This window comes from Streptomyces sp. NPDC026062, from assembly GCF_055568375.1.
Genome location: NZ_JBVHOQ010000082.1, coordinates 1 through 12,603, shown reverse-complemented (window position 1 = coordinate 12,603; position 12,603 = coordinate 1). Strand labels below are relative to the sequence as shown.

Sequence of the window (12,603 nt, the reverse complement as noted above, 5' to 3'; positions counted from 1 at the left end):
ACCCGCTACGACAAGACCGCCGAGTCCTACCAGGCAGCCGTCACCCTCGCCTCGCTGCTGATGTGGGCGTGACACTTTGACGACAACTCCTAGGAGAGGGGCCTTCGCGCAGCTGAAGTCCTGGCGGATCCTCCGGCGAGCCCGATGCCCCACCTGCCGCATCGGCACCATCGTCCAGGCCGTCCACGCCTTGCTGACCTGCATCTATTCAGTATGAAAGAGGCTCAGTGAGCGGCGGGTTTGCGGCCCCAGCAGGTGAGCATGGCGAAGAACAGTTCTCTGCTCAGCGGGTGTGCCAGATGGGTGGCCGCCTCCTCGTAGGTGGTGGCGGGCAGTCCGGCGGCCAGGAGTTTATCCTTGCACTGGTTCAGGGTCAGGTGGAGGAAGCGGGTGAACCCGGCGTCGATACCCACCACGGGCAGGTGCGCGCGCATGCCGATCTGGTGCAGTCCGAGGTCGGTCAGGCCCTGCGGGTACTGCCCGGCGTAGTGCCGGTCGGTACCGATTGTCTCGGCGAGCATGCGCCACAGAGCAGTGATGGTATGCCGGTACGGCCCGTGCGGTGACGTCTCGCCGCCGACGGCGAGGGAGTCGGATACCACGAGCAACCCGCCCGGTTTGACCCAGGAGGCCAGCCTGGGCAGCAGGTCGTGGCGCTCCCGCAGGTGCATAAGCACGAACCGTGCGTGCACGAGGTTGAACCGGCCGGGCTGGAAGTCCGGATTGGTGATGTCCGCCCCGACGACATTCACGCCCGAAGCCGCCAGGAAGTCGAGGAACCGGGTGTCGCGGTCAACGGCTGTGACCTGGGAGGCCGATTCGGTGACAGATGCGAGCCAGCCGCTGAGCGTGCCGGTGCCTGCGCCGACGTCAAGGCACGTCCACTGTGCATTGAGCCCGAGCGACAGTAGATTCTGCCGACTGGCCGGGTCAAACGCGGCGGCCAGCCCCTCCAAGCGCTCGTCCTCCAGGCTTCGGGAGGCGGCAAAGAGCACATCGCCGTACCGTTCGACACCTGCTTTTGGGGACATGACCGAACCTCTCTCTGAAGGCAGGGGAGACAAACCGGGCACAGGGTCAGGTGTAGTAGCGGCAGTCCTTGAGCAGCGCCATCGCCAACACGGTCCCGGCCGTCTCCAAATGCGCGTGATGGATGCCAGTGACAGCCTGCTCACGCGCCAGATCCATCTGGGGCCGAAGCTCGGCACGCCGTATGTTCCACCGCCCGTCAACGCGATCGGCGCTGCTCCACCAGTGCGATGATCTCTGCGGTCGATTGCATCGACGGCAGACTGCTCCCTTATCACGGACCCACGAGGATGTGTCGTGCCCCTCATCAAGGATCCCCCTTCGTGTGGCGGCGCCGACACCTGTGCAGAAAGGTCACTACGCCGCTGTGCCCTCCGCCATTTCGCAGGACATCGGGGCTGGTGACGTCGTCAGGGTCTGCGGTGTCGGCTGGTGTGTCGGGCAACACGACCATGAGGATGTCCCTGCCGGGGCCGCGGCCGCGATCAATCCCCGCTCATGTCCTGGAGGCGAGGGCCTCCTGACGATGCCAGCACGCCGACATAACCATCGGCGGAGTGGGCGTTGCCCAGGGCGTCGATCATGCCGTCCCATGAACCGTCCGGCACCGTACCGAGGTCCGGGAAGGCGCCCGGCTGACGCAGGTCACGCACCAACTCGTCGACTAGTTCCCCTGTCAGATGAGGCATCGCATACAGATGGACAAAGGGGCGGTTCTCGCCCCCCTCGTATACGGTCTCGCACGACAGCGAGTACTTACGGACGATGTCCGCGCACGGTTGGCGAAAGCGCACCGTGAGGGACTGTGGGCTGCGCGCCACCCATAGATCCAGACCGAGCCTGTCTTGCAGCACAAGCAGCCGGTCGTGCGCATATCCGGCGATCCGATCGCACTTGGCGGCCTGGCGTACTAGGTCGTCGTAGGAGTGCCGACTGAGGTAATCCCACATCAGCAGCGACGAGAAGCCGTTGCGTGATCCCGCGAAGGTGGTGTCTGCCGCCCCGATGTACTCCGCGGACTTCGGAGGCGTCATCTGCAAGCCGGTCCGCGACATGTAGACCCCGCACGCCCATGGCGTGCCCATCCACTTGTGACCGCTCATGGTCAGTGAGTGGACCTCGGGGAGCCGGAAGTCGAAGACGGGCGGAGCCGCGTCGACCATGCCCGCGTCTCGGGCCATCTGCAGGTAGGGGGCGTAGCCGGCCCCGAGCGCGCCGTCGATGTGGATCCAGAACCCGCTACGCTCATCGAAATCACTGTCCCTGTCGCGACTATGATAGACTCGTCGGCGCTCAAGCCCGTACTCTGTGCAAATCTCTCGGACAGCACGAGCGATCGTCGGCACGTCGTCGTAGGCGCCCTTGAACGTCGACCCGTAGTTGAGGCTGACCAGGATGGGGTATCCCTTGCTGGCGAAGAAGCGTACCAGCAGGGCGAGCTTGTCGACGTCGACGGCCCCGTCCGCGGAGGGCACCTCGGCCGGCCACGGGGTGCCCGGTCCGAGCGGATTCTCATCGGGGTAGCGGGTGCTGCCGATGCCGTGGAAGGTGTCTAGGCCCAAGACCCGCACGGCCTTGGTCAGCGAGTAGTGCGTGTCCTGGGAAAAGAAAGCCACCGGCTCATAAGCGTGCGGACTCTGCCCCTCGTGGCGCAGCGCCTGCGCCACGACGAGGGGTGCTGCATCGCTGCTGGCATCCTGCTGTTGGCGTCGCAGCAGCTTGCCCGACAGATAGTCGCGGGCATTCCACAGCCCATACAGGTTTCCCTCGCTTGAACCCATGGTCAGGACGTAACCCCAATACGTCTCCGGGTCGTGCGTGTTGTGAGGCCACTTCGCGTTCCACAAAGAGGCGAAGTAGTCGAGGACGGCCCGTTCAAGGATCTTCGAGTTCAGTGTGTAGGAACTGGATTCGTAGGGGTCACCGACGTTGTTGAGGTGCCGGTTCAGGTAGTGGCTCAGATGCTCGAAGTCCAGGTCGCTGGTGACCTGGTAGCCAGCGAAGTTGCCCGTCTGCGCGTCCACATGACGGCGAAACAGGCTCTCAGCCTCGGCATACTGCTGCTCATCCAAACCGTGAGGAGGAATCTGGACCTTGGAGAAGGGAACCTCGGCAATGTCCAGATAGAGCTCGCAGGGGTCGCCGGACGGCGCGGTGACCGAGGGGACACCGTCGACCACCCGCAGCGTACTGAACGCCTTCTGCCAGGGGGTGCCCTCGGGGCCGAAGGGAAGATCAGGCCCAGAGAAAGCGGACGGAGTTGACATGGGATGTCCTTTCACAGCAAGACAGCACGGATGCGCGGGTTCCTGAGCGATGGCTCTCAGGCGGAGGGGGTGTGCCTCCGCTCACTGGCCGGGGTGTCCTCGTCTTCTTCCGGGGGGCGAGCGGGTCCGCGCTTCACGGTCTCTAGTACGCCAGCGGCAGACAGCGATGCAGCACCGAGCTGCCTATAGCGGTCCGGTGCGACCGAACGCATGTGCCAGGCTCGAGCGAATCCGAGCAGCCCGGCCGCCAACAGCACCCACGGCAGAGAGGTCACCAAGGGGTTCGATGTCCCGGTCAGAACCCCGAAGTTCAGCACCACCAGCACGGTCGCCACGACCAGTCCAAGGGCCCCCAAAGCTGGGGCGAGGGTGGTGTTCCACAGGTGTCGCGGCCGATGACGAAAGTAGCCAAGGACAGCGAGCGACGCGAGAGCCTGGAGCACGATGACTCCCAGGGTGCCGAGGCCGATCATGCTCGTAGACATGTTCACGTAGGGGTCCAATCCGCCCACGGCGTAGACCACCACGACCAGGGAACTGACGGCCGTCTGTACCATGCTTGCCCGATGCACCGAGGCGTGCCGCGGATGCACACGATGCAGCCAGGACGGCAGGACCCGGTCGCCCCCCAGCGAGTACATGTACCTGTTGGCCGCGTTATGCAAAGCGAGCCAGCTGGCCAAGAGACTGGTGCACAGCAGTAGTTGCAGGACTGTGGTGACCTCCGGGGCAAGATAGATATCACTGAGCCCGAAATAGAGGTCCGACAGATGGTTCGAAGCCTGCTTATTCACCTGGGACGGTCCCACCGCGCCAACGGTGACCCAACTGGTGAAGGCGTAGAAACCGGCGACCACCACCACGGCGATGACTGTCGCGCGCGGCACACTACGTCCAGGATCCTTTGCCTCCTCACCGTAAAGGCCTGCAGATTCGAAGCCTAAAAACGAGGCGAACGCGAACATGACTGACACCCCGATACCCGGCACAAGGGTGGAATCGGGGGAGAAAGAGGCCGAGGGAAGCGCCGAGATACCGTGCCGCGTCAGAATCGAGAAATCCAGGGCCAGGAGAAGGCCTATCTCGCACACCATGCACACGGCCAGCACACGTGCGCTCAACTCGGCATCCCGATAGCCCAGCGCACCCACGAACAGCAAGCCGACCACGGCCCAGACTACCCAGTGCAGACGCAACCCGTGGCTGGCGGCCACCGACTGCGTGAAGTACGCGAAAGCACCCAGGACACCGACGCTGACCGCGTTGTAAGAGATCACGGCGATGAGCCCGGATCCCACTGCGGGGCGGCGCCCAAGCCCATAGGCGATCTGGCTATAGAACCCGCCACTGCTGCTGATCTCCCGGCTGATTGCGGCATATCCGGAGGTGAAACACAAGAGAGTGAGCCCGGCGAACACGAACATCGCAGGCACGCCCGCCCCAGCGCCCAGTGCGAAAGACAGTGGCACGGTGAACACCATCGCGGCCAGCGGAGCGGCCGCGGCGATGACTATGAACACAATCTTGGGCGTGGTGAGCGTGCGGACGAAAGAGCCGTGCTGCCCGTCGCGGAATGTGCTGGCCATTGGGAGTCTCCTGCAAGAGGAAGAGGAAGAGGAAGAGGCTGCGGCAGCCGGCCCGGCGGCTGCCGCAGCCGGGGATCACGTCAGGCGAAGAATTTCCACGGCCTCGTCCAGGCCCATGTACTTCAGACGCGCCGCGGCCATCGTGTCCGTCCACTGCTCCGCGGTGTTGTAGCGCTCCTCGGGGGTAGTTTCCAGCAGCCGCTTCCCGGGCCACACCTCGTAGTCACCGATGACGTCCGCGTGCTGGTGCATGCCTTCCTGGAAGAGATGCTCGCGTTCGAGAATGTACTTCTCGTCAGGGATCTCGTCCCACAACTTGCGGCCCCGCGTGATGATGTCCATGAGCCGGGCCCGGTATCGGGGTTGGGTCTGCAGGTGTTCACGTACGATCGAACTGCCGACGGTAAGGTGCCGGATTTCGTCGATAGCCGCGCCTCGCGCGATGGCGCTGGCCGCGGGGTCGATCAGACTCCACTTACGTTCGCTGAGCTCTGCCGCCGGCGCCAGGACACCCTCGATGATGATGGTGAACACGGCCACACCGCCGATGAAGTCACCCTCGTCGCGGACCGCGCGCACCGCGAAGTCCAGAATCGGATCGAGAACGTCCCGCTTGTAGTCCGCCGACAGCGCGATGATCGTGGAATGCAGGTCGCCCGAGGGAATCCCCATCTCGACGAGGTGGTTGCGGAACACCATCGAGTGCCGGGCCTCATCCATGAGCTGGGTGGCGAAAAAATCCATCTCCGGGATCCCGGTGGCGTTGGCCACGTAGTACGCCAGCACCCTGGTGCCCTGCTCCTCGGCAACGGACCGGCAGCCCAGCTCCAGAATCTGGGCGTCGCGCAATGGCCCGTCCACGCGCATGTGCTCCGGTGTGACCTCGGCCTCCGTGTGCCCGGTCCGGGCCCGATCGCGCAGGGTGCCCTGGGCAACGCTGCTGAACCAGTACGCGAGGTCGCACTGCTGGGCCGACAGGTCCAGGTTCATGGCGCCGTCGAGCAGCCCCGGCGCCTGGTTCCAGTCGGTCTCGGGCGGAAGGAAATGCGTCATGGATCTACCTTTCGGAAGGTACAGACAGGGGCTACTCAAGGGAGGTGATCGCGTTGATCTGGTTTCGACGGACGCGCAGGACATCGCGGAACTCAACGTCGTGCAGCCGGCCGTCGAAGTTGACCAGGGGCCTGCCGGTCCGCACGCGGCCGTCGATAACCTCGGCGACCAGCAGGTCGTCGCTGGAGCCCAGTGGGACCAGGCTCGTCAGCCGGCACGTGAAGAAAGCTAGGGCGTCCGTCAGGAGCGGCATGCCGCACTGCGGGTGCTCTGTCCAGGAGACATAGTCGAACTGGCGCTGGCCGCGCGGCCGGTCGGGGTTGGCAAACCAATCCGCCACGGCGGCCTGCCGTGAGGACAGCACGTTGACGGCGAACACTTCGCGTCGTCGGACCAGCTGCGTCAGATACGAGCCGCGCCGCAGGCTGACACCGGCCCGCAGCGGCTGCTGCGACACCATGGAGACGGTGCTGACCGTCGCGCCGTGTGCCGTATCGGTGTCCTGCACAGTTACCACCGAGACGCCGGTAGGCAGTTGCCGGGTAATCCCCCGCAGCGTGCGCTGGCGCTGTTCCCCAAGGGCTGCCGCTGTCTCGGCGAGCGGGGCTGTCGCCGACGGAGTCATCGCTGGGACCCGACGGAGGGAGTGGTCAACGCCGACGACGCGACAGATTTACCGAACAGATGCCGGGAGAGCCGAGCGAAGTCCTCGTTCACCACCGGTTCAAACGGCAACACGAATGGCTTGAGGAAGTTCCCGAACACGCCGCGGTCCGCGCACAGATGGATCGGGATCGCCAGCAGGGCCCACTCCGCACCACTGATCCAGATCCACAGTCCTACCACGGCGCCCTGTGTGATCAGGCTGTGCATCGTGTTGTAGAGGACGTAGTACGCCTTGGAGATGCGGTGGTCGAAACTGCGCCGGTAGGCGATCGCGCCAGGGATGTAGCCGATCAGATCGATGTAGACGAACAGCAGGATCGCGGGGATCCAGCGTACGTCGCTGACGTGCATGATGAACAGCGCCAAGGACACTGCCAGGCCTGCAAGGTACTCGCTACGGTGCAGGCGCGTAGTGGTTGGAGATTCAAAGGAGTTGAGCTGATCCATGGATGATCTACCTCTCGACTGTGTCAGATCTGCAGCGGGCCGCCGTTGAAGTACTCGACCAGGTGGGACGAGGAGCTCGTGCGACCCGGCGGGTGGAAGGCCAGCGGATGCAACGCGGAGGACAAATAGGCGACCTCGGGCGACTTGATGAACGTGATCCCGCCGAGCAGCTCGATGGCCTGATCAGCGATCGCAGCCAGTGCCTTCTGCACCGCGAACCGCGCGGTCAGGGCAGCTGCCACGGCTTCCTCACCGAAAAGCCCATCCCGCACGGCGCGGGCGACCCCCTCGGTCAGGCCCACGGCGGACTCCAGATGGACACCGAGTGCGGCTCGGTCGGTCACCGAACCACGCTCCCGTTCCATCACCAGCTCGGTCAACGTGCTGGCTGCTCCCACGTAGGCGGAGGTGATAAGGAGCTCGAACCAGACGAACGTGGCAGTCTGCAGGTCATCGAGGCGGCTAGGATCATCCGGGGTACCGCGGATGATCAGCCGGTCAGGAACGTACACATCCTTCAGACGCACCTCGTTGCTCTGAGAGCCGGCCAGGACCGGACTGTCCCAGAACGGGTGCACCGAGATGCCAGGCGAGTCCGCCATGATCAGGGGGACGGCGAGTGAAGGCTGGCCGGTCTCATTAGGCAGGATCACGCTGGCGGTCAGGATGCTCATCGAGCGTGACAGGCTGCACGGCTTCTTGGAGCCGTTAAGGATGAAACCGTCCTCGGTCGGCGTAGCGGTCACCGACGGGTTGAGGATGTCCTGCTGGGTCCGTCCCTCGGCCCACCCCGAGGCGAGCAGCATCCCCTCCGGAGCCACCTGCGCAAGAATCTGCCTCTGCTCTTCGGTGGGCGGGATGACGCGGTCCGTGAGGGCGAAGACCATCGCCGCGGTGAAGTTGTGCATGGTCGCCGCAGCCGCCAGCGAGGGGGAGTACGCCCCCAGCGCCCGTGTCACGCGCACTGCTTCCAGGGCGTCGGCCCCGATGCCGCCGTACGCGGGCGGGACGAGCAGCCCCGCACCGCCATGCGTGCGGAAGATATCGAGCACAGGGCTGTCTGCAGCCTCCCGTTCCAGGAGCGGCAACTCCTCCAGCGCCTTGATCAGCCCGGGGTGAAAGCGCTCGCACGCATGACGTGCAGTATCGAGAGAACGCATTCTGAAAAAACCTCCAGCGTCCGTCGGGGCAGGATGCAGCTCCTGTATGGGGGTGCAGGAGCTGAGAATGAAGGCCGTGTTCGAGCGGCCACAGAACTATCGTGGCTAACGGCACAATTGCCAGTCTCTCATGTGGAGCTGACGTTTATCTGACACACGTAAAGTCGCATCTCAGACGGTCCTCCCTGACAAATGGGTGATATGCGTCTGACGTCTGGGGTGCTGGGCGGGTACCCGCTATTGCGTGCAGCGTTGAGGCGCAGCACAATGTCACCGGTGTGCCGCGGCCCGCTAAGTAAGAACGACTCCGAAGCGGACCAGAGAGGCCGACGAGCGACAGGCGAGGAGCCGTCCGATATGAGTGATCAGGCGATACAAGGAAGCATTAAAGTCTCTGTCGAATATGCACTCGGGGCCATCCGGGAATTCACCGCAGCGCAGAATCCTAGCTCATTCCTGGCGGTCAACGAGGGAAATTCGTACTTCGCGCTCCCGGGCCGTCCGGGAGTCATCGTCTACCGGCCGGCTGGTAACTACCTGATCCAGTTCGCCGGACCGTTTGCACCCCAGGATTCCTATATCGAACTGGCCCGGGCCTTCGTCCATTACGCTCGCGCCAACCACCGTAAGCTGGCCATCATCCAGCTGCAGAAGCACGACGCCGAGATCTATGCGCGCGAGGGTTTCACCGTTAACCAGGTCGGCGCTTCCTATGCAGTCGATCTGAAGACTCACACCGTCGCCGGCTCTCGGTACATGCAGCTCCGCAACAAGATCTCCCGCGCGCTACGCAGCGGCCTGACCATTGTCGAGGCCGACTACGAGCAGTGGCAGGACGGCATCAACAACATCAACACGAAATGGCTGCCTCTCAAGGGGGAAAGTGCCCGCCCGCTGGAGTACCTCGTCGGGCAGACCGGTGGCGCGATGCAGAAGCACCGGCGTCTGTTCATCGGCCATATCAACGGCGAGGCGGTCGGTTACGTCTCCTACTCGCCCGTCTACGGCAGCTACGAGGGTTGGATGCATGACCTGAGCCGGCGCCTCCCGGAGAGCCCTGCCGGTGTCATGGAGGCCATCAACAAGGCCGCCATCGACACTTTCTGCTCCGAGGAAGTGCCCTGGCTGCACTTCGGATTCACTCCGTTCACCAGTCTCACCGACAAGCGGGAGGTCCCCGGGCACAGCCTCGGCTTCAAGTGGCTGATGCAGTACCTATGGGAGAACCAGGTCGTGTATCCGGCCTCGTCCCAGCTGGCGTACAAGCAGAAATGGAACCCGACCCTCATTACAACCGAGTACGCAGCCTTCCTCGGACAGGCCAGTGCTGAGGGTTTCGTCAACATATGGCGTGCTGCGAACGCGATGTGAACCAAGAACCGACGACAAGATGGGCGCAAGGATGACCGCGACGACAAACTCGGACGCTACGCTCGAGGAAACCCAGAAACGCCTCACCACACTGTTCATCCAGCTGTGCGGAGCCCCCGACGACGAGGCTGCGGCACACGGTGCAGACGAGGCACTGCACCAACTCGACGCTCTCCTTGAGGCCGTTGACGGATGATGCCCGGAAACAAACAGATCCCGAGGCCCGAACCGATTACCGGGGCCCACCACCCCCAGTCGCGGTCTCTTACCGGCGGACAGCCGTCCGCCATCGTTGAGCACGTCACGGGCGCGCAGTCCCTCATCCGTTCTCTCGAAGAAGTCGGCGCCGACACGGTATTCGGCCTTCCCGGCGGCTGCATTCTCCCCGCCTACGACCCGCTGATGGACTCCACCCGGGTGCGCCACGTCCTGGTCCGGCACGAGCAGGGCGCGGGCCACGCGGCCTCCGGCTACGCCCTGGCCACCGGCAAGGTCGGCGTCTGCATGGCGACTTCGGGTCCCGGTGCCACCAACCTGGTGACCCCGATCGCAGACGCGCACATGGACTCCGTGCCGATCGTCGCGATCACCGGCCAGGTCGCCTCCGCCTTCATCGGTACGGACGCCTTCCAGGAAGCCGACATCTGCGGCATCACCATGCCGATCACCAAGCACAACTTCCTGGTGACCAACGCCGACGACATCCCGCACACCATCGCCGAGGCCTTCCACATCGCCTCCAGCGGCCGTCCGGGCCCCGTCCTCGTCGACATCGCCAAGGACGCCCTCCAGGCGCAGACCACCTTCAGCTGGCCGCCCACCCAGGACCTCCCGGGCTACCGCCCGGTCACCAAGCCGCACGCCAAGCAGATCCGCGAGGCCGCCCGGCTCATCACGCAGGCCAAGCGCCCGGTGCTGTACGTCGGCGGCGGCGTGATGAAGGCCGGTGCCACGGCCGAGCTGAAGGTCCTGGCCGAGCTCACCGGAGCCCCGGTCACCACCACCCTCATGGCACTGGGCTCCTTCCCCGACAGACACCCGCTGCACGTGGGCATGCCCGGCATGCACGGTTCGGTCACCGCCGTCACCGCGCTGCAGAAGGCCGACCTGATCGTCGCCCTCGGCGCCCGCTTCGACGACCGCGTCACCGGCAAGCTGGACAGCTTCGCCCCGTACGCCAAGGTCGTGCACGCCGACATCGACCCGGCCGAGATCGGCAAGAACCGCCTCGCCGACGTGCCGATCGTGGGCGACGCCCGCGAGGTCATCGCCGACCTGGTCCAGGCGGTCCAGGCCGAGCACAGCGAGGGCAACACCGGCGACTACAGCGCCTGGTGGAAGGACCTCGACCGCTGGCGCGAGACCTACCCCCTCGGCTACGACATGCCCGAGGACGGCAGCCTCTCCCCGCAGCAGGTCATCCAGCGCATCGGTGAACTCGCCCCCGAAGGGACGATCTTCGCCGCGGGCGTCGGCCAGCACCAGATGTGGGCCTCGCACTTCATCCAGTACGAGCAGCCCGCCACCTGGCTGAACAGCGGCGGCGCCGGGACGATGGGCTACGCGGTCCCGGCCGCGATGGGCGCCAAGGTCGGCCGGCCGGACGCTCCCGTCTGGGCCATCGACGGCGACGGCTGCTTCCAGATGACCAACCAGGAACTCACCACCTGCGCTCTGAACAACATCCCGATCAAGGTCGCCATCATCAACAACGGCGTCCTCGGGATGGTCCGCCAGTGGCAGACCCTCTTCTACAACCAGCGGTACTCCAACACCGTGCTGAGCGGCGGAGCCGACGTCGACGGCGTGCCGTCGAAGGGCACCCGGGTGCCGGACTTCGTCAAGCTGTCCGAGGCGATGGGCTGCTACGCCATCCGCTGCGAGGACCCGGCCGACCTGGACAAGGTCATCGAAGAGGCCAATGCCATCAACGACCGCCCGGTCGTGGTCGACTTCATCGTCCACGAGGACGCCATGGTGTGGCCGATGGTCGCCGCCGGCACCTCGAACGACGAGGTCATGGCAGCGCGCGGCGTCCGCCCCGACTTCGGCGACAACGAAGACCACTGAGAGACAGAGAGAGACCGACTCCATGTCCACCAAGCACACGCTCTCCGTCCTGGTCGAGAACAAGCCCGGTGTCCTCGCCCGGATCACCGCCCTGTTCTCCCGACGCGGGTTCAACATCGACTCGCTCGCAGTCGGGACCACCGAACACCCCGACATCTCCCGCATCACCATCGTGGTGAATGTCGAGCACCTGCCTCTGGAGCAGGTGACCAAGCAGCTCAACAAGCTGGTCAACGTCCTGAAGATCGTCGAACTGGAGCCCGGCGCTGCGATCCAGCGCGAGCTCGTCCTGGTGAAGGTCCGTGCGGACAACGAAACCCGCTCGCAGATCGTCGAGATCGTCCAGCTGTTCCGCGCCAAGACCGTGGACGTCTCCCCGGAGGCGGTCACGATCGAGGCGACCGGAGGCGCCGAGAAGCTGAGCGCGATGCTCAAGATGCTGGAGCAGTACGGCATCAAGGAGCTCGTCCAGTCGGGCACCATCGCCATAGGGCGCGGCCCTCACTCCATCGGGGCCCACACAGCACACAAACTCAAGCGCATCGCGTAACCACACTTCCTGAGTTAGGAGAAACACCAGTGGCCGAGCTGTTCTACGACGCCGACGCAGACCTGTCCATCATCCAGGGCCGCAAGGTCGCGGTCATCGGATACGGCAGCCAGGGCCACGCCCACGCGCTGTCGCTGCGTGACTCCGGCGTCGACGTCCGCGTCGGTCTGCACGAGGGCTCCAAGTCCAAGGCCAAGGCCGAGGAGCAGGGTCTGCGTGTCGTCACCCCGGCCGAGGCCGCGGCCGAGGCCGACGTCATCATGATCCTCGTGCCGGACCCGATCCAGGCCCAGGTCTACGAGGAGTCCATCAAGGACAACCTCAAGGACGGCGACGCGCTGTTCTTCGGCCACGGCCTGAACATCCGCTTCGACTTCATCAAGCCGCCGGCCAACGTCGACGTC

General features: G+C 64.9%; 11 protein-coding genes and 1 pseudogene. 5 read left to right on the top strand and 7 right to left on the bottom strand.

Annotated features, from left to right (window positions below):
- Window positions 1–94 precede the first annotated feature (94 nt).
- Window positions 95–217: pseudogene (locus ACZ4LX_RS37025) on the top strand (IS5/IS1182 family transposase); the annotation flags it as partial.
- A 7-nt stretch (window positions 218–224) separates the two neighbouring features.
- Here the strand turns inward: ACZ4LX_RS37025 and ACZ4LX_RS37020 are convergent.
- From ACZ4LX_RS37020 to ACZ4LX_RS36990, 7 genes are all read right to left on the bottom strand, one after another.
- Window positions 225–995 (bottom strand): class I SAM-dependent methyltransferase, encoded by a 771-nt coding sequence (locus ACZ4LX_RS37020; RefSeq protein WP_467651564.1) that lies wholly within the window; start codon window positions 993–995, stop codon window positions 225–227.
- A gap of 519 nt (window positions 996–1,514) precedes the next feature.
- Complete coding sequence (locus ACZ4LX_RS37015) at window positions 1,515–3,296, bottom strand: pyridoxal-dependent decarboxylase (RefSeq protein WP_467651562.1); 1,782 nt, start codon at window positions 3,294–3,296, stop codon at window positions 1,515–1,517.
- A 56-nt stretch (window positions 3,297–3,352) separates the two neighbouring features.
- The gene (locus ACZ4LX_RS37010; protein ID WP_467651560.1) at window positions 3,353–4,882 is read right to left on the bottom strand and encodes an APC family permease; all 1,530 of its coding nucleotides are present in this window, start codon (window positions 4,880–4,882) and stop codon (window positions 3,353–3,355) included.
- A 75-nt stretch (window positions 4,883–4,957) separates the two neighbouring features.
- Window positions 4,958–5,935, bottom strand: a complete 978-nt coding sequence (locus ACZ4LX_RS37005) for a VlmB-like protein (RefSeq protein ID WP_467651558.1) — start codon at window positions 5,933–5,935, stop codon at window positions 4,958–4,960.
- 31 nt (window positions 5,936–5,966) lie between these two features.
- The gene (locus ACZ4LX_RS37000) at window positions 5,967–6,560 is read right to left on the bottom strand and encodes a flavin reductase family protein (RefSeq protein WP_467651557.1); all 594 of its coding nucleotides are present in this window, start codon (window positions 6,558–6,560) and stop codon (window positions 5,967–5,969) included.
- Complete coding sequence (locus ACZ4LX_RS36995; protein WP_467651555.1) at window positions 6,557–7,048, bottom strand: hypothetical protein; 492 nt, start codon at window positions 7,046–7,048, stop codon at window positions 6,557–6,559. Before ACZ4LX_RS36995 ends, ACZ4LX_RS37000 begins: the two co-directional genes overlap by 4 nt.
- Before the next feature lie 23 nt (window positions 7,049–7,071).
- Window positions 7,072–8,208: an acyl-CoA dehydrogenase family protein gene (locus ACZ4LX_RS36990; protein WP_467651553.1), complete on the bottom strand. Its 1,137-nt coding sequence runs from the start codon at window positions 8,206–8,208 to the stop codon at window positions 7,072–7,074.
- 357 nt (window positions 8,209–8,565) lie between these two features.
- Here ACZ4LX_RS36990 and ACZ4LX_RS36985 point away from each other — a divergent pair, with 357 nt between their 5' ends.
- The 4 genes from ACZ4LX_RS36985 to ACZ4LX_RS36970 form a co-directional block, all read left to right on the top strand.
- Window positions 8,566–9,579, top strand: coding sequence for a phosphatidylglycerol lysyltransferase domain-containing protein (locus tag ACZ4LX_RS36985; RefSeq protein ID WP_467651551.1), 1,014 nt, complete (start codon window positions 8,566–8,568; stop codon window positions 9,577–9,579).
- A 195-nt stretch (window positions 9,580–9,774) separates the two neighbouring features.
- Window positions 9,775–11,649, top strand: a complete 1,875-nt coding sequence (locus tag ACZ4LX_RS36980; RefSeq protein WP_467651566.1) for an acetolactate synthase large subunit — start codon at window positions 9,775–9,777, stop codon at window positions 11,647–11,649.
- A gap of 22 nt (window positions 11,650–11,671) precedes the next feature.
- Window positions 11,672–12,199: an acetolactate synthase small subunit gene (ilvN, locus tag ACZ4LX_RS36975; RefSeq protein ID WP_467651549.1), complete on the top strand. Its 528-nt coding sequence runs from the start codon at window positions 11,672–11,674 to the stop codon at window positions 12,197–12,199.
- A gap of 29 nt (window positions 12,200–12,228) precedes the next feature.
- A partial coding sequence (locus ACZ4LX_RS36970) for an NAD(P)-binding domain-containing protein (protein ID WP_467651547.1) occupies window positions 12,229–12,603 on the top strand: 375 nt, incomplete at its 3' end.

Bases quoted from the DNA above. Each gene is read 5' to 3' on its own strand.
- ACZ4LX_RS37000 (WP_467651557.1), bottom strand. From the start codon at position 6,560: ATGACTCCGTCGGCGACAGCCCCGCTCGCCGAGACAGCGGCAGCCCTT.
- ACZ4LX_RS36985 (WP_467651551.1), top strand. From the start codon at position 8,566: ATGAGTGATCAGGCGATACAAGGAAGCATTAAAGTCTCTGTCGAATAT.
- ACZ4LX_RS36980 (WP_467651566.1), top strand. From the start codon at position 9,775: ATGCCCGGAAACAAACAGATCCCGAGGCCCGAACCGATTACCGGGGCC.
- ACZ4LX_RS37005 (WP_467651558.1), bottom strand. From the start codon at position 5,935: ATGACGCATTTCCTTCCGCCCGAGACCGACTGGAACCAGGCGCCGGGG.
- ACZ4LX_RS37015 (WP_467651562.1), bottom strand. From the start codon at position 3,296: ATGTCAACTCCGTCCGCTTTCTCTGGGCCTGATCTTCCCTTCGGCCCC.
- ACZ4LX_RS37010 (WP_467651560.1), bottom strand. From the start codon at position 4,882: ATGGCCAGCACATTCCGCGACGGGCAGCACGGCTCTTTCGTCCGCACG.
- ACZ4LX_RS36995 (WP_467651555.1), bottom strand. From the start codon at position 7,048: ATGGATCAGCTCAACTCCTTTGAATCTCCAACCACTACGCGCCTGCAC.
- ACZ4LX_RS36990 (WP_467651553.1), bottom strand. From the start codon at position 8,208: ATGCGTTCTCTCGATACTGCACGTCATGCGTGCGAGCGCTTTCACCCC.
- ilvN (WP_467651549.1), top strand. From the start codon at position 11,672: ATGTCCACCAAGCACACGCTCTCCGTCCTGGTCGAGAACAAGCCCGGT.